The organism is Liquorilactobacillus mali (assembly GCF_001437155.1).
Classification (GTDB): domain Bacteria; phylum Bacillota; class Bacilli; order Lactobacillales; family Lactobacillaceae; genus Liquorilactobacillus; species Liquorilactobacillus mali_A.
The window spans coordinates 1-22924 of sequence record NZ_JQAR01000022.1; the positions used below are offsets into that span (position 1 = coordinate 1).

The following is a 22924-nucleotide window of genomic DNA, read 5'->3' on the forward strand; positions in this document are numbered from 1 at the left end:
AAAACCAAAGATTTTTCCAAACCGGCCTTTATTATGGAGACTTATGTCACAGCCTCACTTAATTTTGAGGAGAATGTATTGAGAATGAGTGAGATAAGAAGTGAGGAACAAGTTTTCGAGCGATACTATGGTGACTACACTATAAAACTATGGCACTATCCTGAATTCTTCAGTTTGCTTGAGAATTGTCAGGATTCGGGAAACTTTAAAACAATTTCGTCTACCTTAAATATTAAATTTGCATTGGTAAGGTACCAGAAAATTCTAAGTGATGTTTCTTATTTGAAATCAGTTTCGAGTGAGGTTAGCAAATGGGGAAAAAAGCAAAAAATGGAAGAACACATATTTAATCTAGAGAAAATGGTAGCGGTCTTAAAAATTTTTGAAAAAAAGATAGACGAGAATCCAAATTTATGTAAACAAACAACCTTAAAAAGGGCAGATGTTTTAAACATTGACAAATGTTATCTTTTTAAAGTCTAAATGGAGGAAGAACAATGGTGATAGATTATGATTTTATTGCTGATTTCTTAGTTTTTTTAGCTGCATTTTCTAAAGATGGAGTAGAAATCAAGGAGAATCAGGTGATTGATTTTGCTACTTCAAATGGAGTAGGAATCCAACAATTAGCAACTAGTGAAGTTTTACTCTTTACTGCGAAGATAATTACAAAGTGTCCTAGAAAAGTTGGAACGAGCTTTGTAAATTTATGCCCCGGTGTTCTAACAGATGCTGGTTTGAACTTAGTAAAACAGCTTAGTGGAAAAGAAAAAAATTTATTTCACTACAGTAACAAATGAAGAAAGTGTGAAATAGGTCGGCAAAAGTTTAGTGCTAACTCAAAATTGCGAATATAGAGCATGTGCTGCTGACATGAGTAATTAGAGGCTAGACAGAAATTTTATTTTGTTGAACATGTTTATCCAAAATAAAGAAGGGATTAGGTCAGAAGTTAAATCTTGACCTAGTCCCTTTGATAATTTAGTTCGTTAAATAAAACCACGGGTTTTACTTGCGGGGGGTTAAAAGAGTTATTGCATTGTCAAAAGATGATAATAACTAAGCACATGCGAGATGGGGGTGTAAGTATCATATGGTGGTTACACCAAACATCATCAATTTATGGTATCTTCTATTGGTCGTTTTTCTTCTCAATTAACCAACCATTTTTTAAATATCCTTGAAATTTTTCATAGATGGGTGCAAACAAATCAATTTGTTTTGAAGACGTCAGCATTTCTCTAGGAAAGAAGAAACGCTCATCACCGGAAACTTTTCCGGTAATTGCAGCGACAAGTTTACTGACTTTTGAGAGTTCAATTAGTGTGCCATCATCTTGGTATAATTCAATTTGTGTTATTTTTTTGCTTTGGTTGGGTGCATAAACATCGTAGGGCAAATCAAAGCTATCATTAGTTGCTGTGTAGTAAGTTGAGTTATAACCAGCAGCAGAAACTAGTTCACGCAGCTTAGGGATCTGATTACTAGTGGCGGCGGAAAAGCGTGCGGACTTTAAGGGTTTCCGATTCAAAAAACGGCTTGCTAAATCGCTCAGTATTTTATCGGTACTCATAGACCATTGAATGAAATAAGTATTCAAAACTCCATCGTCAAGGCGAATATAGTCTTCAACTGAAAAATTATTTTCAAAAAAAGGTAGCAGAAGTTGTGGTGAATTTTCTTGCAATAAACGACTGTTTTCAAACAGAAACTTCGCCCTTTGCAGCAGTCTGTTTAAAATTACTTCCATGGAACGTGACACAGGATGAAAGTAGACCTGCTGATACATCTGAAAACGGCTCATAATGTAGTCCTCAACTGCATGCATTCCGCTGATGTGAAATGTAATGCCATTCTTGTATGGACGCATGACACGCAGGATTCTGCGCAAATCAAAAGTTCCATAATTAGTACCTGTATAGTATGAGTCTCTGAGAAGATAGTCCATCCGATCAGCATCAATTTGGCTTGAAATCATTTGAACGACTTGCGGATTAGGATATGTTTTTTGAATTACACTTGCAACTTTTTCTGGAAAATCGGGGGCAACTTCGCGCAAAACTTTGTTAACTTCAGTAGAAGGTGAGGTTAGAATTCTGACGGTCAGATCCTCATGGTTGGTTCCAAAAATATGCTCAAAAGTATGTGAGTACGGGCCATGACCAATATCGTGAAGTAACGCAGCACACAAAGCAACTAGCCGCTCATCATCGTTCCAGAGACCATCATTTGTATTTGTGGAAGGATAATTACGTTGGAAGTTGTCACATATCTGGCGGGTAATTTCGTATACGCCGACTGAATGAGTAAAGCGCGAATGTTCTGCACCGTGAAAAGTACTGCTTGCAGTCCCCAGCTGACGAATTCTGCGTAATCGCTGAAATTCACGTGTGTTAATAAGATCTAAAATTACCTGATGCTGGACGTAAATATAGCTATGAATTGGATCCCTCAAAACTTTTTCTCTTTTTAATTTCTTACTTGTATAAACAGTGATAACTAATCAACTCCTATATTGATATGCACTGATAAATAAACTATATTGATTATAACTTAATATAATATTTCTTGCACTGTAAGCAATGATAAGATTATAGTAGATGATTTGAAAAAATGATATAATATGATCACAAAAAGGGATGATTCTTTGAGCAATGGGATAGCTATTTTAATAACTCTCCAAACTTTCACCAAACAAGATAACGAGGTCATTAAATACGATCGTAAATTTGAGGGCCAATTGTTTCAGATGGGGAACTCAATTTATCTTCGGTATACTGAGGATGATAACCAAGAAACAGCGGTTGTTACCTTTAAAATCAACAATGATGGTGGTATCCAACTGACGCGAAAGAGTAAGGAGATGCGGATGCAGCTCTTTTTTGAAAATAACAAAAGAGTATCCGCCACTTACCGAACACCATATGGGGAGATTCCGATTGAGACAGTTACCCCATCATTGAGTGTCAACATCAATGATTTTCCATTGGCAGGAGCAGTACATGTTGACTACTTGTTGTACAGTGGAGGTAAACTTTTGGGTGAGTATAAAATAAGATTGCAATTTACGGCATAAAAATGTATGATAATATTTAGACTGTAGAAGGGACGTGTACCGTTTGGAGCTAGAAAAATTCAAGGATGCTAACAGAAGTGAACTATCATTGATTGAAGTTGCACATGCAATTTTGAGTCAACGAGGGGATGTTACTCCTTTTGCCGATTTGGTGAATGCTGTACAAGAATATCTTGGCAAGAGCGATGAAGAAATCAGAGAAAGACTCTCACAATTTTACACTGACTTAAATGTAGATGGTAGCTTTATTTCTTTGGGTGACAATCTTTGGGGCTTGCGTTCATGGTATCCGTATGATTCTATTGACGAGGCAGTTGTTCATACTGAAGATGAAGAAACTGATGAGCCAAAGAGTAAGAAACGCAAAAAGGTCAATGCATTCATGGCCGATGCAAGTGAAGATGATGATGTCATCGATTACAATGATGATGATCCAGAAGATGATGATTTGGATATTGATTATGCAAACGAAGACGACAATACTGAACTTAAAGAATATAGTAAAGATTTAAACGATATTGATGATGCTGATGACGAAGATGAGGATTTACCTGATGGGATTGAAGGCCAGTTAACTGAGATGTCAGATGATGATATTGAGGAAGATGACGAATTATAATTACTAGGTCTTGACTAGTTAATTATTTTTGGGTACAATCTTTGTTGGGCACTTCATGCTTTTGTGTGGAGTCGTTGGACGGTAATTATACAAGCTCCCTATTCACCAGAATAGGGAGCTTGTTATTTTTATTTTTATGAATGTGCCAATTACTTGTCCACCCTGAAAAAATATTCAAAGGAGAATCTTTAATGACCAAATATATTTTTGTGACAGGTGGCGTTGTGTCATCATTAGGAAAGGGAATTGTTGCTGCATCTCTTGGAAGGCTGCTTAAAAACAGGGGATTGAAAGTCATGATTCAAAAATTCGATCCCTATATCAACGTCGATCCTGGAACTATGAGTCCCTACCAACATGGAGAGGTTTTTGTAACGGATGATGGTACTGAAACGGACTTGGATTTGGGACATTATGAACGTTTTATTGATATCAATTTGAACAAATATTCAAATGTTACAACCGGTAAGATTTATTCAGAAGTTATCCGTAAGGAACGTCGTGGTGATTATTTAGGTGCAACTGTCCAAGTAATCCCACATATTACTAATATGATTAAAGAGAAAATCATGCGTGCGGGAACCACTACCAACGCGGATGTTGTAATTACAGAAGTCGGAGGGACAGTCGGTGACATTGAATCTCTGCCATTTCTAGAGGCTTTGCGTCAGATGAAGACAGAAGTCGGTAGTGAGAATGTGGTTTATATTCATACAACATTAGTACCATACCTCAAGGCTGCCGGTGAGATGAAGACCAAACCAACGCAGCATAGTGTTAAAGAACTTCGTGGATTAGGAATTCAACCGAATATTTTGGTGGTAAGAACTGAACAGCATATTTCTGAGAGTATGCGCAACAAAATTGCAAGTTTTTGTGATGTAGAACCTGAAGCTGTAATTGAATCGATGAATGTTGAAACACTATATGAAATTCCTTTGAATTTAAAGGCACAGCACATGGATGACATTGTTTGCAAGTTATTGCACATTGAGTCACCAGAATCAGATATGAGTGAATGGGAGGAACTAACTAATAAGGTCAAGCATCTTGATCGCTTAGTGAAGATCGCCTTAGTAGGGAAATATGTAAAATTACCGGATGCTTATATCTCGGTTGCTGAAGCTTTGAAACATGCGGGATATACGATAAATGCAGATATTGAAGTTGCACTGTTTGATTCAGAGAAGTTGAATGCTGAAAACGTCGCAACTGAATTGGGGCCATATGATGGCATTATTGTACCTGGTGGATTCGGAGATCGTGGGCTTGAGGGTATGATTGAATCAATTAAATATGCCCGTGAGAATAACGTACCATTCCTAGGAATATGTTTGGGAATGCAAATGGCATGTATTGAGTTTGCTCGTAATGTTGTGGGACTTGAAGATGCAAATACAACAGAGGTTGATCCCAAGTGTTCTAATAAAATTATTGATTTAATGGCCGATCAAGAAGATGTTGAAGAAATGGGTGGGACACAACGATTAGGATTATACCCATGTAAACTAAAACAAGGCTCAGTTGCTGCTGCAGCTTATAACAATCAAGAAGTAATTCAAGAACGTCATCGTCACCGTTATGAATTCAACAATGAATATCGTAAATCATTTATTGAAAATGGATTGACATTTGCAGGAACTTCTCCTGATAACCACTTGGTTGAAGTTATTGAGTTAAGTAAGCACAAATTCTTTGTGGCTTCACAGTATCATCCCGAATTTCTTTCAAGACCACAGAGGCCAGAAGGTTTGTTCCAGGCTTTTGTAGTTGCGAGCTCTAAATAAAATTTTAAATTTACTAGTTACAATAGTGAATGGCAAGAAATTATCGCAAGGATTGTTATCTATGATAATTTCTTGCTTTTTATTATGTTTGCTAACATTTGAAACTGTTTTTTCTTACACTTTCAAAGTAGTTCGTGAAACAGAAAATGTGTATAAATGAGAATTAATTAATTTTTTTGCTGAATATTTAAGAATAAATTTCTTAAATTAGGCCTTTTTTAATTGAAACCTGACTGCCTATCTTGTAATATGAGAAGAGACACTTTTTGTGTCAAATGTTGGTGTACCATATAAAATATACAGACACCTTAATTGCATATTATATTGACTTGATAATCGAGTGGAGATTTTAAAAAAATGAAAAAAATGATTATTAGAGGAGGGCAGAAACTGTCAGGCAAGGTCACGATAGGCGGAGCAAAAAATAGTACAGTTGCCCTTATACCGGCTGCAATCTTAGCAGATACGCCGGTTAAATTTGATTCAGTTCCAGATATTTTAGATGTTCATAATTTAATGTTAATTTTAGAATCAATGAATGTTAAATCAGTGTTTGATAAAGGTGAATTAGAAATAGATCCTACACAAATAAAAAGTGTACCATTACCGGGTGGGGCGATCAAAAGTTTGCGCGCATCTTATTATTTTATGGGAGCACTCTTGGGAAAGTTCGGCGAGGCCATTGTTGGCTTCCCTGGTGGAGATAATATAGGTCCAAGACCAATTGATCAGCATATTAAAGGGTTTAAAGCTCTTGGAGCACAGGTAATTGAAGAAAATGATGCAGTAAGAATTACAACTGGAGATAATGGCTTGCAAGGTGCACGAATTTTCTTTGATATTGTTTCTGTTGGTGCAACGATCAATGTTCTTTTGGCTGCAGTTAGAGCAAATGGTACAACAATTATTGAAAATGCGGCGAAAGAGCCTGAAATCGTTGATTTAGCAACTTTTTTAAATAACATGGGTGCTCAAATTCGTGGAGCAGGAACCGATGTTATCAGAATAAAGGGTGTTTCGAGTCTGAAGGCTACAAATACGCATACTATCATTCCAGATAGGATTGAAGCAGGGACTTATTTGGCGTTCGCTGCTGCAAACGGAAATGGCGTGCTAGTGAAGAATGTTATCACAGAACATTTAGAGCCATTTATTGCGAAACTTGTTGAGATGGGAATTTATTTGGAAGTTAATGAAGATAGTATCTACGTAAAAGGTGGTAAAAATCTAAATCCAGTAACTGTTAAGACCTCACCTTTTCCAGGATTTGCAACAGATCTTCAGCAGCCAATAACACCATTGCTGATGAGAGCAAATGGCGAAAGCAAAATTATTGATACACTGTATCCTGAACGTATTAAACATATTGCTGAAATGCAAAAGATGGGAGCTGCTATCTCAAGTCGTGATGGTGTAATTACTGTTGAACATTCTGATAATTTGCGTGGCGCAACTGTTAAGGCAAGTGAGATTAGAGCAGGTGTTTCTTTGCTGGGATTAGCACTGATGTCTAAGGGAGTAACGACAATCACAAATGCTGATAATATCTTACGGGGATATGAACGAATTGTCGAGAAATTAAGAGGCTTGGACGTTGAAATCAAAATAGTTGATGAATAAATAGGGTATCAAAACAATCAGATCAGGGATAGTTGAGGAGAAGAGACTACGAAAAATCTAACATTAGTTGATTTAAAAAATAAAAATTTAAAAGAGATTTATTCATATGCTCGCGATTTTAAGATTCCGTATTACAGTCAGATGAATAAGAAGGAACTTTCGCTGGCGATTATCAGAGCTCAGGCACAGGAACAAGGTTTCTATTACATGTCTGGTGTTCTGGATATATCAGCGCAGCAAGATGGATTCGGTTTTTTGCGTCCAATTAATTATGGTTCTTCGCAAGAAGATATTTATATCTCATCTTCACAGATTAGACGTTTCGGGTTACGAAATGGCGACCTAGTTGCGGGAAAGGTTCGTCAGCCCAAACCAAACGAACGCTATTATGGAATGATGCATGTTGATAGTGTTAACGGTAAACATCCTGAAGAAGCAAAAGAAAGGCCACATTTTCCTGCATTGACCGCTTTGTATCCAACAAAACAATTGAAGTTGGAAACAACACAAGATGTTTTATCTACCAGAATCTTAGATTTATTTGCACCGATTGGTTTTGGTCAGCGTGGTTTGATTGTGGCACCTCCAAAAGCCGGGAAGACAAGTTTGTTGAAGGCAATTGCTAATGGAATTACACAAAATTTTCCGCAAGTTAAGCTGATTGTATTATTGATTGATGAGCGTCCCGAAGAAGTTACTGATCTTGAAAGGACTGTGAAGGGTGAGGTTGTTTATTCAACCTTCGATCAAAAACCTGAGAATCACGTTAGGGTTTCAGAACTTGTTTTGGAGCGTGCAATGAGATTGGTGGAAGACAAACAAGATGTTGTGATCTTATTGGATTCATTAACAAGGTTGGCTAGAGCATATAATTTAGTGGTTCCTCCAAGTGGACGGACTCTTTCTGGAGGTATTGATCCAGCAGCTTTATTTAAACCTAAAAAGTTTTTTGGGGCTGCTCGAAATATTGAAGAGGGTGGCAGTTTGACAATTTTGGCAACTTCACTTGTTGATACTGGCAGCCGTATGGATGATGTTATTTATGAAGAATTCAAGGGTACAGGTAATCAGGAAATCCACTTGGCTAGAGATTTGGCAGAACGACGCATTTTCCCAGCGGTTGATTTGAAAAAATCGGGAACTCGTAAGGAAGAACTACTACTTTCTGAGGAAAAACTGAATTTTATGTGGAAGTTCCGCAAAGAGTTGAATGGTGATATTGCTAAACAAGCTGAGCGTGTCATTGCAGCTTTAAAAAAGACAAAAGATAACGAAACTTTTATTAATGAAATTAATGCTAATTTATCGCAAAAGAAATAAAAAAGATAATTGCTTATCTTTTTTATTCATGTTAGAATGTTTGTTGTTGTATAAAGATTAACTCTGGTCCAGCAAATGGGTCAGGGCAAAGGAGAGTATAAAATGAGACCAGGAATTCATCCAGATTATCATAAAGTTGTTTTCTTAGATTCATCCACAGGATATAAGTTTATTTCAAGTTCAACTAAGAACTCAGCAGAAACGATCGAATGGGAAGACGGAAACACATATCCATTAATTCGTGTTGAAATTTCAAGTGATTCACATCCATTCTACACAGGACGTCAGAAGTTTACACAAGCAGACGGACGTGTGGATCGTTTCAACAAAAAATACGGTTTTGCAAACAAAGAAGACTAACTTTTTATTATGGAATAAACATAAAAGATGTCATAATCTCGCAAGAGATTATGACATCTTTTTATTTTTTGGTTAGTATCAAAATTTTAAAAATATTTATCAATAAGGTGTTTTTAGTAAAACACGAACATTATAGGCACATAATATTCGTATTTACATTTTTTTTACATTGTAGTATATTAATCAACGTGCTTTATATTTAATACGAATTTTAATGTTCGTAAAAAAGGGGTAAGTATTTTGAAAGAAAAAATCGAGTCTTATTTTCAAATCAATGAATTAGGATCGACTATTGGACGCGAGTTACTGGCTGGATTTACAACATTCATTTCAATGGCGTATATCCTTTTTGTTAATCCTAGTGTTCTAGGCGATTCAGGAATGGATAAGGGTGCTGTTTTTACGGCAACTGCCATTGCAAGCGCAATTGGCTGTATTCTAATGGGACTGTATGCAAAATATCCGATTGCTACAGCTCCGGCACTTGGAATTAACGCCTTCTTCACTTATTCAGTTTGTATCGGAATGAAAGTTCCATGGCAAACCGCTTTAGCAGGGGTTTTAATAGCTTCAATTATCTTTTTATTAATTACAATTTTTAAATTACGGGAATTAATTATTGATGCAATTCCTGCTAATTTGAAATATGCAATTTCGGCAGGAATTGGTTTGTTTATTGCATTTATTGGCTTAGAAGATGGTGGTATTATTGTTGCGGATAAATCTACGTTAGTTGCTTTAGGTAGTTTTTCTGGAACAACATGGTTAACTATTTTTGGGCTTGTGGTTACAGCAATTTTATTAGTACGTCGTGTTCCCGGTAATATCTTTATTGGCATGGCTGCAACGGCAATTTTGGGAATGGTTACAGGAATGATTAAGTTGCCTAGTGCTGTAGTTTCAGGCGCTCCAAGCTTGAAACCAACTTTCTTGGTGGCAGTACAACATATTGGGAACATTAATTCAATGCAGTTGGTGGTTGTTGTATTAACTTTCTTACTGGTTACTTTCTTTGATACGGCAGGTACTTTGGTGGGATTAGCACAACAGGCTGGTTTCATGAAAGACAATAAGATGCCAAGGGTAGGCAAAGCTTTATTGTCTGATTCGACAGCGATGACCGCAGGAGCATTGCTAGGTACATCGCCTGTTGGTGCTTATGTGGAATCGTCAGCAGGGATTGCAGTTGGTGGTCGTTCAGGACTGACTGCTGTAGTTACAGGAATTTTGTTTATTTTTGGGATGTTCTTTTCACCACTTTTGAGCGTTGTCACTAACCAAGTAACAGCACCTGCTTTAATCATTGTTGGTGTATTAATGGCTCAAAATATGAAGAAAGTTGAATGGGACAAAATGGAGATTGCAATTCCATCATTTTTGATTTTATTGGGTATGCCGCTGACTTACAGCATATCAGATGGATTAGCACTTGGTGTGATCGCATATCCTATCACGATGATAGCTGCTAAGAGGGGAAAAGAAGTTCATCCGATTATGTATGCTTTATTCTTTGTCTTTTTGCTCTTTTTCTGGATTTTGAACAATTAAATTATATTAGCTATTAGCTAGTAAGTTAAAAAATATGATATAAAAGTTTGTAAAAATAAATTTCAATCACTTTAATATGATTGGCTTACGGAACACATGTATCTGAAATAACAATACAAAACAGAGGGACTGGATCAAAAGTTAACTTTTGATCCAGTCCCTCTTAATTTATAATTTTATTTGACAAGAAAAAATTAGTCTAAAAGATTATAAATTACCTTTCAAACTTTTTTGCATCAGCATCAAGTCGTGCAAAACCGGAACCATCCTTTTTTGCAGGATGCTTTGCGCGGTCCTCTAGAGCTTTGCGAGCCAATGCTTTCTTTTCTTCCTTACTCAATTTCTTTGACATTGTAATCGCCTCTTTTTTTTGGAATCCACACATGGAATTGCTCCACACCTATATTTTAGTTCAATCATGAACAAAATTCAAAAAAATATGTACAAATTTGAGCAACGTTGTAATTATTTAAGATCTCTTCTTTTATTATAGAGACTAACCATGTAAAATAACTATTGATAAAATATAAAATATTAGGAGGCTGTAAAATAGATGATTGCCTTTTATAGAACCACGGATATAACATCTAAAGTTTATCGGGATGCCCTCTCAATCCGAAAAGAAGTATTTGTATCAGAACAAGGAGTACCTGAAAAGTTAGAGATTGACGCAGAAGAATTGGCAACACATTATGTCGGGTATGTAGAAGAGCAGGCCGTGGTGACTGCTAGAACGATTGAAGAAGATGGAGCATGGCACATTCAAAGAGTGGCCACTTTGAATAGTCAGCGTCATAAAGGGTATGCAAAAGAATTAATGAAGTGTATTGAAGAAATGGCAGTAGAAGAAAAAGTTCCTTATCTGACATTAGGAGCCCAAGATCAAGCACAGAATTTCTATTCTAAACTAGGATTCAAAGTTGTTGGTGAGGGCTTTTTGGACGCTGGAATCCTGCACCATAAGATGAACAAAAAATTGTAGTTGACTTTTTTGTAAGAAAAGAGTATATTTCATGTTATGCGATGAGTCGAAGCAATCAGACGAATTTATTCGTTCCGCTGCGGCGGCTAGTGATTTTTTTTCGAGAGGGACACAAATGCTGGCGGATTTCCAGCGTGTCTGTAGGTGTTCATTGTGGAATGACCCTACTATCATTTTAATTAATGGTACCTAATTTGTAAGTCATAACTTTTTGTTATGGCTTACTTTTTTTTGAAAATAATAAATAAAATTTCCAAAATGTTTTAATTGTGTCAAAGAATCAAGACAACAGTTATTATTGGACTGTTATTAGTGAATTGAAAACAAATTTTAATAATTTTCAAATTATAATGTAATCGGCTTTATAATAGTAAATAAATTTGCTATGATTAACTCAAGAGATTTTGTTAAGAGTTTAATCTGCAGCTATCAGGTTGAAATGGCTTTTGAGGGGCGAATTTGTGCTGATATGCTTTTTATGTAGTAGGTGAAGTGAAGGTACACATGTTGATTCAGCAACTTTCATGTAACATATACTTTATGCTATTCTCAATTATAGACAGTGGAGGAATTTATAATGGTTTGGATTATAATTATCGTAATTATTGCTTTGGTTGTGTTTGGGTACATTGCTCTTTACAACGGGTTACAAACAGCAAAGGTTTATACGGAAGAGTCATGGAGCCAAATTGATGTACAGCTTAAACGTAGGAATGACTTGATTCCTAATCTAGTTGAAACTACTAAAGGATATGCCAAACATGAACGTGAGACATTTGCTAAAGTCGTAGAATTACGTAATCAAATGGTGCAATTACCAGCTGATGCTCATGAGGAAAAGATGGAATTGTCAAATCAGCTTTCCAGTTCTTTGAAGTCAATTTTTGCATTGGCTGAAAGCTATCCTGATCTGAAAGCTAACCAAGAGTTTACTAGATTGATGGAAGAATTGAGTAATACTGAGAATAAAATAGCATATTCCCGCCAGTTGTTTAATTCATCAGCGGCTTCATTCAATCAAAAACTTATGACATTTCCCTCTAATTTTGTTGCGAAGATACATGGTTTAACAAAAGTGAACTACTTAGAAGTTCCATCGGAAGAAAAAGCTGCACCAAAAGTATCTTTTGAATAAAATTTTGTTGAAGGAGTTTTGAAGATGTTATTTCAGCAAATAGCACGTAATAAAAGGCGAACAGTTTATGTCATGATCGCCTTTTTCTTGTTAGTAATTCTTGTTGGCGCGGCAATTGGCTATGTTTTTTTCAATAGTTCTGTTGCAGGTATTTTGATGGCTGCTGTTATTGGGATTTTTTATATGTTTTCTATGTTGGCACGTTCGACTGACATTGTAATGGGAATGAATAATGCAATAGAAGTTAAACAAGAAAGTGACTTCCCGGAACTTTGGCACATAATTGAAGACATGGCACTTGTGGGCAAGGTCCCTATGCCACGTGTGTTTACGATTAATGATGAGAGTCCTAATGCATTCGCAACAGGGAGAGACCCTGAACATTCTGCAGTTGCAGTGACACAAGGGCTGTTGACTCGCTTAAACCGAGAAGAGTTAGAGGGTGTTATTGCGCACGAGATATCGCACATTCGTAATTACGATATCCGTCTACAAACTACAGCTTTAGCACTTGTTTCTGTGATTTCACTTCTAGTAAATATTGGGTATAACTCATTTTGGTGGGGTGGAGGCCGTAAACGTAATAATGAAAATAATGGTGGTTGGCTGGTTCTTATTTTATCGGTCGTTATTTTGATATTGGGTCCACTTGCGGCATCATTAGCGCAGATGGCTTTATCACGTAATCGCGAGTTTCTTGCTGATGCCTCTGGAGTTGAGTTAACACGAAATCCCCAGGGGTTGATAAGTGCACTGGAAAAGATTTCAAATAGTGAACCAATGCAATCAGCTGATCCTAGCAGTTCATCATTATATATATCTAACCCATTCAAAGAAGGTTCTTGGACACATTTGTTTGATACACATCCGTCAACTGAAGAACGGATTAAACGACTGAGAAAGATGTAATAATTATTTTAAATAGAATAGAGGATTGGTAATGCGTAATAACCTTATATATGTGCACATCGAAAAGGTATCGCATTTGACATTAACATACGGGATTTCAAATTTAGATTTTTTTAGAGGTGCAAAGATTAAACCACAAAATTTGTTATCTTTGGGCAATGTAGACCCAAACCAAGAGATAGATATTTATTCTGGTTTTAATATGTACCTAGAGGAAGATAATGTACAGAAATTTCTTCTTCAAAATACGAATCCCAATATTGATTGGATAGATTTTGATGAGTTTAATGATTTAGAGGCGCTAACACCGCATGAAGTTGCTGAATTATTGTATTTAGGGCATGCGTATATGCATCTCAAGTCCCCCTTTTACTACAAATTACAAAATAATTACGTATACTTAACTTTACCAAATGGTGCAAAAAGGGTATACTATCGGTATTTGCCGCATTTTTACCAAATTCTCGCAGTTTGCTTAACTAATAAGTTAGCAAGCACTTATCGTGAAAAGAAACCTTTCTTAAGGTCACGTCATCGTTTTCAAGTGCTTGACACTGCAACTGTTAAAAAAATTGATCCTTTGCTTGTGGATGGAACAGTTTTTGATTTTGGTGAGATTCAAATAAAGGGACAGGAACTGTCAATTCCTTTTTTCCTAGCACCAGATTCAGTATATCAATTAAAGTGGCATGAACCCACAATGCTGATTGAAAAATCTAGGCTTGTTGGCAAACTGAAGTATTATCTAAATACTGCAGAATGGAAATTAAAAATTTTGGCACCGGAGTTACTTGAAGATAGTTTAAATCTATGATCGTTTATCGTTTCATGAAGTTCTTGAATACTAGGGAGACAGAATTATTTTGTTGGCAGAGTAGTGAAGGAATACTCAAATGATGAGAGTATTAGAGACCAATAAATAATTTCTGTCTTGTTTTGTGTTTAGTTTAAGATATTTTATTTTTTGTGATACAATGGCATAGGACAATTTTAATGGAGGTACTGTATATTTTGATGAAAAGCTGAGAAATTAGCTTTCAAAGCAGTATGTCATGAAGGGAAGAAATTTACATGAAGATGCGATTAGCGGAAATTGCGAAAGCTCTACAGGTTGAACCAAAGGAAGAATGGGAAGAGATAGTTGTAACCAGTGTCTCTTTTGATACTCGCTCACTTGAACAAGGTGCGCTATTTATACCATTAGTTGCGGAACATGATGGGCATGATTATATCAAGAATGCAATTGATGGTGGAGCCGTTGCGACATTGTGGCAGGAAGGCCATGATGAAAGTACAGTGTCAATTCCTAAACTGGTTGTACCTGATAACTTGCAAGCACTGCAAAGATTGGCACATTATTATCTTCAGAAGATAAATCCCAAAGTTGTCGCTATTACAGGGAGTAATGGTAAAACTACTACCAAGGATATGGTAGCTGCTATTCTTGGAAGACGGTTTAATGTACAAAAAACACATGACAATTTTAATAATTTTATTGGTGTTCCGATGACAGTGTTATCAATGGAACCGAATACCGAAGCTCTAGTTATTGAGATGGGTATGGATCATTTTGGTGAACTAGATGAGCTTAGTCGACTTGTTGAACCTGATGTTGCGGTTATTACCATGATTGGCGAAGCACACATTGAGTTTTTTGGAACAAGAGACAAAATCGCTGATGCAAAGATGGAGATAACGCATGGCTTAAAAGAAGATGGGTTACTTATTTATAATGGCGATGAACCTTTGCTTGTCCAGAGGACTAAAAAGATAGATCAGGAGACTACTACTTTTGGGACTTCGGATAATGTTGATTTGCGTGCTTTGAATATAGTAAGCAATGATAAAGAAACGAGTTTTAGGGTAGCACAGTGGGAGAACGAAAATTTCGTAATTCCAATGATTGGATCATATAACGTAATTAATGCTCTGGCAGCACTGAGTGTAGGAGAATTTTTCAGAATACCTGTAGAGGAGATGAAAAAGGCACTTAGGTCTTTTGATTTAACCAAGAATAGAACTCAGTGGTTACAAGGAGCAAAAGGTGAGCGAATTCTAAGCGATGTGTATAATTCTAATCCATCAGCCGCAAAGTTGGTTATAACTGCATTTTCAAATGCAGCAACAGATGGAAAAAGAATTATAGTAATCGGAGACATGTTGCAACTTGGAATCAATTCGAAGGAAATGCATGAAAGTTTGGCTGAAGTTATTGATCCAGATAAAATTGATAGTGTGTACCTCTGTGGGGAAGAAGTAGAATATTTAGCTACGAAGTTAGCATTAAAATTTGGTGAAGAACGTCTACATTTGTATAAGGCAACTGATAAGAAAAAATTGGCTGCAGATCTACAAAGTGAGATTTCGGCAGGTGATTCGGTATTACTGAAGGGTAGTCACGGAGTTCACTTGGAGAGTGTACTAGAAAAGTTAATATAGAAGAATAGTTTTTGATAAAACAGGAGGAAATAATTTTTGAAATTTACAGAACTTGGTCTTTCAGAAAACATCTTAAAGGCAATAAACCGTAGTGGGTTTGAGGAAGCAACACCTATTCAGGCAGAAACAATTCCATTGGTTTTGAAGGGTGAGGATGTTATTGGACAAGCTCAGACAGGTACGGGGAAAACTGCTGCTTTTGGATTACCAATTTTAAATAAGATTGATACGAAGAAAAATGAAATACAAGCAGTAATTGTTTCACCTACTCGTGAGTTGGCAATACAAACACAAGAGGAGTTATACCGCTTAGGGCGTGATGAGCATGCAAAGGTACAAGTAGTGTACGGTGGTGCGGATATTCGCCGTCAAATCAACTCATTAAAGAAAGCTCCACAGATTTTGGTTGGTACACCAGGTCGTCTTTTGGATCATATCAGGAGAAGAACTGTCAAGCTCGACTCTGTCAATGTGATGGTGCTTGATGAAGCTGATGAAATGCTTGATATGGGATTTGTTGAAGATATTGAGAGCATTATTAAAGCTGTTCCGGAGAAACGACAGACGTTGTTATTCTCTGCAACTATGCCACCAGCTATCCTAAAAATTGGCGAGAAGTTTATGCATAAGCCAAGTGTTGTTAAGATTAAGGCAAAGGAACTAACAACAGATTTGGTAGACCAGTATTACGTTCGTTCGCGTGACTTTGAGAAATTTGATGTAATGACGAGGATTCTTGATGTTCAAGCGCCCGAGCTTACAATTGTCTTTGGTAGAACTAAGAGACGTGTAGATGAACTTTCAAAGGGATTAGAAGCTCGTGGGTATAATGCTAAAGGAATTCACGGAGACTTGTCACAGCAACGTCGTATGAGTATTCTTAAGCAATTTAAGGCTGGCAAATTGGATATCTTAGTTGCTACTGATGTTGCAGCACGTGGGCTTGATATTTCAGGTGTTACGCACGTCTATAATTATGATATTCCACAGGACCCAGAAAGTTATGTTCATCGTATTGGTCGTACTGGTCGTGCAGGACATCATGGTGTCTCAGTTACTTTCGTAACACCAAATGAGATGGATTATTTACGCGTTATTGAGAAATTGACAAAGAAACGTATGAGCAATCTGAAGCCACCTACGGAACAAGAAGCGTTCAATGGACAAATTACTTCCGCAATTGATGATATTGACGATCTTGTTAAGAAAACTGATAATAAGAAATTTGAAAAACAAACTTCTGAGTTGTTGGAAAAATATGATGTCCAGGATTTAGTCGCAGCATTGTTGAATGAAATGACGACTGCTAATGAGGTTCCGGTTAAAATTACACCTGAGAGACCATTACCAAGGCATAAGAAGGCATCTTCTAATCATCATGATCGTAATCGTAGAAATAAGGGCGGTTATCAGAGAAGAGACAATAAATCAGGTAATTATAAAAATAGTAATGGTCGTAAACCAAAAAAAGATCAAAATCGCGACAAGTTCAACCGCGACAATAAGAAGAAAAGAAAGTTTACTATTAGAACCAAAGAAGGCTAAGTCGTTTTAGCCATAATGTTGAAGGTTGAAGATGCGTATAAGTTAGTAAAATCTGAAGTTAGATGAGACGGGGAACTTTAACTTATAGAGCATTTTATAAAGAATTAAAAATGGGACTAGATCAAAATTATTTTTTGATTCGGTCTTTTTTTGTACCAGCTACAATAAATTTGAATTTGGAGGGCTCATAAATAATTTATAGTAGTAAAATGGAGTATAGACTTGCCCATAAGTAGAAACAAACAGATGTCATCTTTTGTGAATGTAAGAATTGTGATAAGATAATTGTCATAAAAAGCGGAAGAATGGGATCTATAAAGATCGTTAAGAGGATGAGTGGTGTGATTCAAGGAATTGGAATAGACATAACCGAAATTACGCGTATTCAAAAGGCCCAAGAGCGCCACAAAAATTTTGCAGCAAAAATTTTGACTGCTGCAGAGTTTGAGTATTTTGAGAAGATGAGTAATCGTAGGAAGAATGAATATTTAGCTGGTCGTTTTTCTGCTAAGGAATCATATAGCAAGGCCTATGGGACAGGGATAGGAAAGCAAGTCAGTTTTCAGGAAGTAGAAATTTTGAATGACGAAAAAAGCGGAAGACCAATAATTACGAAACAGCCACTAAAGAATGGAAAAGCACATATATCAATTTCACATACTGATAAATTGGTAATGACAGAAGTTATTATAGAAAGTAATTAACTGTAAAGGAAGTTATGAAAATGGTTGTAGGTATTCATCGGAAAACTTATGCAAAAGTTGACTTGGGTGCGATTAAGCATAATATAACGGTTGAAAAAAAGCAGATGGAAAGTGATCAAAATATTTTTGCGGTTGTCAAAGCAAATGCATACGGTCATGGAATTGTTGATGTTGCAAAAGCAGCACATGAAGTTGGGGTTGATGGTTATTGTGTTGCAATAATTGATGAAGCTTTGGCGCTGCGAAAAGTGGGGCTTGAGGAACTAATTTTGGTACTTGGAGTTAATCCATTTGAGTATGCACCGCTGATGGCAAAGAATAATATTTCGACAGCAGTTGGAGATATTGATTTTTTGAAGAATGCACAAGTAGTACTAAAAAATGAAGGACTACAATTATCTGTTCATCTAGCGTTAGATACAGGGATGGGAAGAATTGGCTTCAGAACACAGCAGGAATTAAAGGAGGCAGTTGATTTTATAAATCAACATAATACAGAATTTAACTTCGAAGGTGTGTTTACCCATTTTTCAACAGCTGATTCGGGTAAAAAAACAGCAGTTGCCTATTATGAACAGCAAATTGCCAAATTCAACGAGCTTATTTCTTGTTTAAAGGAGCTTCCTAAGTATGTTCATGTAGCAAATTCTGCAGCATCAATTTGGCATAAGGAGTGCGGAGGTAATACAATTCGATTTGGAATAACAATGTATGGCTTGAATCCTTCAGGGGATGAGTTAAGCATACCGTCTGAGTTTAAGCCAGCTATAAGTCTTTTGAGTGAAGTTGTTGCTATTAAGAGAATCAAAAAAGGCGATTCAGTCGGTTATGGGAAGACTTATACTGCAAAGGAGAATGAATGGATTGCTACAATTCCGATTGGCTATGCAGATGGATGGTTAAGGAAGATGCAAGGATTCAAAATTCTGATTGCTGGTAATTTTTGTGAAATTGTTGGTAGAGTCTGCATGGATCAAATCATGGTTAAGGTTCCTCATGAAGTTTCAGTTGGTACAACTGTAACTTTGATAGGTAAAGAGGGTCAAAAAGAAATTCGAGTACAAGATGTTGCAAATCAAGTTGGAACAATTAATTATGAAGTTATTTGTTTGATTTCGGAACGCGTTCCAAGAATTTATTAAGAATAAACTAAGACTTTAATGTTACATTAATACGAATTTGTGGTATCATTGATGGATAAAATATAGTTGGGGGTCGCAAAATGGCATATCGATTTGAAAGTATGACTGAGGATATAAGTAGTGATAATAATGAGAGAATTTCTGTTTATTGTGATTATTATTCTATCAATAGAAAAGACTTAGAAGAAGATAATGTTGTTGCTGAGTATGTAGAGGCACACCGCTATATTTTAGACGAGTTGATTAGTGGCTATAAGGAAATGGGACCGTTAAATAAGAAAATTTGTGATGAATTTATTGGATGCGATTGTGAAACAGAATATGAAAATAAAGATCGAGGGGTTATATGACAACTGATGAAGTTAAACGTGGTGATATTTTTTATGCAGACTTGTCACCAGTGGTTGGCTCTGAGCAAGGCGGAATGCGTCCAGTTTTGATTATTCAAAATAATATTGGTAATCGTTATAGTCCGACTGTCATTGTTGCTGCAATTACAGCGAAGATACAGAAGCCTAAGATGCCGACACATGTTGGGCTGGTTGCTGCTGAAGTGGGGATTGAGAAGGATTCAGTCGTATTGTTGGAACAAATTAGAACAATTGATAAGCAGCGATTAAAAGATAAGATTGCACATATTAGTGAACTAGAAATGAACGAGATTAATCAAGCACTAGATGTCAGCTTGGGACTGACAGATATACATAATAAGTAGTGTACATAGAAGTTTGTCAGAGAGGACTGTTACCTAACGAATGGGTAAAAACACGTCTGAGTAGTAAATTAATAGTAAGTTAGAAGAGAGTATAACATAAGGCAATGAGATTCGAGTATTAATTCGAGATTGAACGAAAAATTGACTTTTGAAACATGTTTATACGAAAAAAAGGAGCTGAATCAAAAGATGACTTTTGATTCGGCTCCTTTTTTTATTAGCAAGTGTATCTATTTTCAATAATCTGATCTTTCTGGTTTGACTACAAAATGATCGAAGACAAGTGTAATAGATAGCACGAAATTAGTACTTAGACTTGTAGGTCCTCTATTTCAGAAACTTTAAAACTCTTTCTTTCAAGATTAGATATTATTTTTTCAAGCTTTTCAGAAGTTACACCAGCTGGAAGTGTGAACAATGTTCGGTGAACTAGTCCCTTGTCTTCAACATCCAGAGTTATGCAGCTTGCAATAGCAGTGTACTTTGTGATGATTTTAGACATTTCGACAAGATCACCGCGTTCATCTGAAGAAATAACGGTTAATACATAACTTCCAATATCAACATTCCAAGATTGTGAAAGCATATTCAATAAACTAGAATGAGTTAGAATACCATAAAAGAAGTTTTGTTCGTCAAGAACCGCAATATAAGGTAGATCCTTGATTGAGAAGAAAATATTAAAAAAGGCTGAGTCAAGTGTTACAAATTTTGTAGCATTTTTTAATAAGTAAGTTACTGGAAGGTTCATATCACCACCACGTGACTTATGGCGGTAGATGTGCATCTTATAAATATTTCCACGAAAAATCTGGCCCGTTTCATCCAGAATTGGGACACAACGATACCCTGAATCTTCCAGGATTTCTAATGCCTGTTCCAAAGTAACATCCTCACGGACAGTTGTTAGATCCTTTTTTTTGTGTACTAAAGACTTGAATAGCATATAATAACTCCTCCATCGATTAAAAACTTCTAATCTATATTATCATAAAATGATATTAAAAAGAGAACTAAAGTGAATTTTTTTCAATTTATTCAGGATTATGATACTGTTCAAAGATCATTAATGCTCTTTGAATACAATATTGGGAGAAAATGTCTCTAGAATCGAGATTTTTTAATAAAAAAAAAGATTGAAATAAAAACGGAAGTTTAAATTTCAATCTTTTTTCTAATACATTTTTTTAAGATACAAGTAATTACAAAAATTATGCTTCGATTGTCTTAAGACCGTCTGTAAGAACTTTTTTAAGAGTTGTTGCTGAATCAGTCATCTTCTTGCTTTCTTCTTCATTAAGAGGAACTTCAAGAATTTGTGCAACCCCAAGACCGTTGATAACAGCTGGTGTGCCAATGTAGATGTCATTCAAGCCATATTGACCATCCATGTATACTGAAACAGGAAGTACGGCATCTTCATCACGCAAGATAGCTTTAGAGATACGAGCCAATGCAGTAGCAACACCGTAGAATGTAGCACCTTTCTTGCTGATAATTGTATATGCCTTATTACGGACATCATCTTCAATTTTAGCAAGTTGTTCAGTAGTTACATTATTCTTCTTAGCCCAATCTAGAACTGGAAGTCCACCGATTGTTGCTGCTGAGTAAGCTGCAAATTCAGAGTCACCATGTTCACCCATAATGTATGCATGGATTGAACGTGGGTCGTTGACATCAAATAGTTCACCAAGAGCAACACGTAGACGTGAAGTATCAAGAGAAGTACCTGAACCAATAACTTTGTTCTTAGGGAAACCTGATAACTTCCAAGTAGCATATGTTAAGATATCAACTGGGTTAGCAGCAACAAGGAAAATGCCATCAAAACCGGAGTCAACGATTGGTTTAACAATACTTGAAAGAATACGTAAATTCTTGTTAACCAAGTCTAAACGAGTTTCGCCTGGCTTCTGAGGAGCACCAGCTGTGATAACAACTAAATCAGCATCTTTACAATCTGAGTATTCAGCAGAATAGATTTTCTTTGGATATGACAAAGCTGTTGCATCTGCCAAATCAAGAGCATCACCTTCTGTACGTTCTTTCACAACATCAACGATACCGAATTCTTCGGCAACTCCTTGAAGAGCCATTGCGTAAGCATAGCTAGAACCAACGGCGCCGTCTCCGACTAAAATAACTTTTTGATGATTTTTGTTTTCTGACACTATAATGCATTCCCTTCATTAGTGAAATTATTAACACAACCATAGTATAGCACGTTTTTCTGAAAAATGTGAAGAAACTTTCAAACTTTTTTCAGAAGCACTTTGTCAAATTATGGTATACTCTTAATCGTAGCAAAATACTTAAACTAGCGGGACTGGCTAAAGTTCCGACTTTTTGCTGTTCTTGAAAATCAGGATGATTTTACCCAAAATATTTACAGAATAATTTTCAAAAAGAATGATATGGAGTGTTTTTACAATGAAATTAATAGTCGGTTTAGGAAACATTGGAAAAGAATATGATGGTACAAGACATAATGTAGGATTTATGGTTTTGGATGAATTAGCCAAAAGGGAAGGAATTTCTTTTAATAAAGTTAAAAATGAGGCAACTTTGGCTGATTTTATGTTCAAGGGTGAAAAAATAATTTTGGCAAAACCGCTTACCTATATGAATGAGTCCGGAAGAAGTGTGCGTCCATTAATGGATTTTTATAAAATTCCAGTGGAAGATGTGATTATTATCCACGACGATATGGATTTACCAGTGGGACACTTAAGATTGCGCCAAAAGGGTTCAGCTGGAGGACATAATGGAATTAAAAGCCTGATCTCACATCTTGGCACACAAGAATTCAAACGTATAAAAATAGGAATTGATCATCCGCAGCGAATGAGTGTTGTTGATTGGGTACTGTCTAGGTTTACTAAGGAACAACAGAATCAATTAGAGAGTGGAATTAACGAGGCACTTGAGGCTTTAGATAATTGGATTGATACTGATGATTTTATGGGAACAATGAATAAGTATAATCACAAGTAAATAATTTTGGGGGTTTTTAAAAGAAG

At 36.2% G+C, this 22924-nt stretch carries 24 protein-coding genes; 20 read left to right on the forward strand and 4 right to left on the reverse strand.

The annotated features are described in order from the left end of the window. Both IV36_RS08910 and IV36_RS08915 read left to right on the forward strand, forming a co-directional pair. Positions 1-483 (forward strand): hypothetical protein (locus IV36_RS08910; RefSeq protein WP_235810290.1); only part of this gene is annotated, 483 nt, incomplete at its 5' end. A gap of 14 nt (positions 484-497) precedes the next feature. Then, positions 498-800, forward strand: coding sequence for a hypothetical protein (locus tag IV36_RS08915; RefSeq protein ID WP_235810291.1), 303 nt, complete (start codon positions 498-500; stop codon positions 798-800). Positions 801-1132: 332 nt separating this feature from the next. Here IV36_RS08915 and IV36_RS08920 read toward each other — a convergent pair whose 3' ends face one another. Then, on the reverse strand, positions 1133-2497 hold the full coding sequence (locus IV36_RS08920) for an HD domain-containing protein (RefSeq protein WP_187328442.1): 1365 nt from the start codon (positions 2495-2497) through the stop codon (positions 1133-1135). A 126-nt stretch (positions 2498-2623) separates the two neighbouring features. Here IV36_RS08920 and IV36_RS08925 point away from each other — a divergent pair, with 126 nt between their 5' ends. The 7 genes from IV36_RS08925 (at position 2624) to IV36_RS08955 (ending at position 10330) form a co-directional block, all read left to right on the forward strand. After that, entirely contained in the window at positions 2624-3076 is a 453-nt protein-coding gene (locus IV36_RS08925) for a YwiB family protein (RefSeq protein WP_056991815.1), read from the forward strand. Between the two features lie 43 nt (positions 3077-3119). Then, on the forward strand, positions 3120-3695 hold the full coding sequence (gene rpoE / locus IV36_RS08930; protein WP_056991817.1) for a DNA-directed RNA polymerase subunit delta: 576 nt from the start codon (positions 3120-3122) through the stop codon (positions 3693-3695). A 191-nt stretch (positions 3696-3886) separates the two neighbouring features. Beyond that, complete coding sequence (locus IV36_RS08935; RefSeq protein ID WP_056991818.1) at positions 3887-5482, forward strand: CTP synthase; 1596 nt, start codon at positions 3887-3889, stop codon at positions 5480-5482. Between the two features lie 357 nt (positions 5483-5839). Then, positions 5840-7102, forward strand: a complete 1263-nt coding sequence (locus tag IV36_RS08940) for a UDP-N-acetylglucosamine 1-carboxyvinyltransferase (RefSeq protein ID WP_056991820.1) — start codon at positions 5840-5842, stop codon at positions 7100-7102. A 96-nt stretch (positions 7103-7198) separates the two neighbouring features. Next, positions 7199-8422 (forward strand): transcription termination factor Rho, encoded by a 1224-nt coding sequence (gene rho, locus IV36_RS08945; RefSeq protein ID WP_082623742.1) that lies wholly within the window; start codon positions 7199-7201, stop codon positions 8420-8422. Positions 8423-8524: 102 nt separating this feature from the next. Beyond that, positions 8525-8782, forward strand: coding sequence for a type B 50S ribosomal protein L31 (locus IV36_RS08950; protein ID WP_056991821.1), 258 nt, complete (start codon positions 8525-8527; stop codon positions 8780-8782). Between the two features lie 240 nt (positions 8783-9022). Then, the gene (locus IV36_RS08955) at positions 9023-10330 is read left to right on the forward strand and encodes an NCS2 family permease (RefSeq protein ID WP_056991823.1); all 1308 of its coding nucleotides are present in this window, start codon (positions 9023-9025) and stop codon (positions 10328-10330) included. Positions 10331-10544: 214 nt separating this feature from the next. On the opposite strand, the gene IV36_RS12285 is transcribed toward IV36_RS08955, so the two are convergent. Beyond that, positions 10545-10682, reverse strand: a complete 138-nt coding sequence (locus IV36_RS12285; RefSeq protein WP_003687276.1) for a hypothetical protein — start codon at positions 10680-10682, stop codon at positions 10545-10547. 201 nt (positions 10683-10883) lie between these two features. Between IV36_RS12285 and IV36_RS08960 the strand changes: the two genes are divergently transcribed. The 10 genes from IV36_RS08960 (at position 10884) to IV36_RS09005 (ending at position 19901) form a co-directional block, all read left to right on the forward strand. Continuing rightward, positions 10884-11312 (forward strand): GNAT family N-acetyltransferase, encoded by a 429-nt coding sequence (locus IV36_RS08960; protein WP_056991825.1) that lies wholly within the window; start codon positions 10884-10886, stop codon positions 11310-11312. A gap of 577 nt (positions 11313-11889) precedes the next feature. After that, complete coding sequence (locus IV36_RS08965) at positions 11890-12447, forward strand: LemA family protein (RefSeq protein WP_056991827.1); 558 nt, start codon at positions 11890-11892, stop codon at positions 12445-12447. Positions 12448-12471: 24 nt separating this feature from the next. Further along, positions 12472-13356, forward strand: a complete 885-nt coding sequence (gene htpX / locus IV36_RS08970; protein WP_056991829.1) for a zinc metalloprotease HtpX — start codon at positions 12472-12474, stop codon at positions 13354-13356. 31 nt (positions 13357-13387) lie between these two features. Further along, complete coding sequence (locus IV36_RS08975) at positions 13388-14170, forward strand: hypothetical protein (RefSeq protein ID WP_056991831.1); 783 nt, start codon at positions 13388-13390, stop codon at positions 14168-14170. Positions 14171-14427: 257 nt separating this feature from the next. After that, positions 14428-15795, forward strand: a complete 1368-nt coding sequence (locus tag IV36_RS08980; RefSeq protein WP_056991833.1) for a UDP-N-acetylmuramoyl-tripeptide--D-alanyl-D-alanine ligase — start codon at positions 14428-14430, stop codon at positions 15793-15795. Positions 15796-15831: 36 nt separating this feature from the next. Then, entirely contained in the window at positions 15832-17340 is a 1509-nt protein-coding gene (gene cshA, locus IV36_RS08985) for a degradosome RNA helicase CshA (protein ID WP_056991834.1), read from the forward strand. Between the two features lie 341 nt (positions 17341-17681). Further along, positions 17682-18044 carry a holo-ACP synthase gene (gene acpS, locus IV36_RS08990; RefSeq protein ID WP_056991869.1) on the forward strand — a complete coding sequence of 121 codons (363 nt, stop codon included), beginning with the start codon at positions 17682-17684 and terminating at the stop codon, positions 18042-18044. Between the two features lie 20 nt (positions 18045-18064). Further along, on the forward strand, positions 18065-19186 hold the full coding sequence (gene alr, locus IV36_RS08995) for an alanine racemase (protein ID WP_056991836.1): 1122 nt from the start codon (positions 18065-18067) through the stop codon (positions 19184-19186). An 80-nt stretch (positions 19187-19266) separates the two neighbouring features. Continuing rightward, positions 19267-19536 (forward strand): hypothetical protein, encoded by a 270-nt coding sequence (locus IV36_RS09000; protein ID WP_003687292.1) that lies wholly within the window; start codon positions 19267-19269, stop codon positions 19534-19536. Next, complete coding sequence (locus IV36_RS09005) at positions 19533-19901, forward strand: type II toxin-antitoxin system PemK/MazF family toxin (RefSeq protein WP_056991838.1); 369 nt, start codon at positions 19533-19535, stop codon at positions 19899-19901. Before IV36_RS09000 ends, IV36_RS09005 begins: the two co-directional genes overlap by 4 nt. A 310-nt stretch (positions 19902-20211) precedes the next feature. Here the strand turns inward: IV36_RS09005 and cbpA are convergent, their stop codons facing one another. Then, positions 20212-20847 (reverse strand): cyclic di-AMP binding protein CbpA, encoded by a 636-nt coding sequence (cbpA, locus tag IV36_RS09010; RefSeq protein ID WP_056991841.1) that lies wholly within the window; start codon positions 20845-20847, stop codon positions 20212-20214. Positions 20848-21112: 265 nt separating this feature from the next. After that, positions 21113-22075 (reverse strand): L-lactate dehydrogenase, encoded by a 963-nt coding sequence (locus IV36_RS09015; protein WP_056991843.1) that lies wholly within the window; start codon positions 22073-22075, stop codon positions 21113-21115. Positions 22076-22334: 259 nt separating this feature from the next. Here IV36_RS09015 and pth point away from each other — a divergent pair, with 259 nt between their 5' ends. Then, positions 22335-22898: an aminoacyl-tRNA hydrolase gene (gene pth / locus IV36_RS09020; protein ID WP_056991845.1), complete on the forward strand. Its 564-nt coding sequence runs from the start codon at positions 22335-22337 to the stop codon at positions 22896-22898. Positions 22899-22924 lie beyond the last annotated feature (26 nt).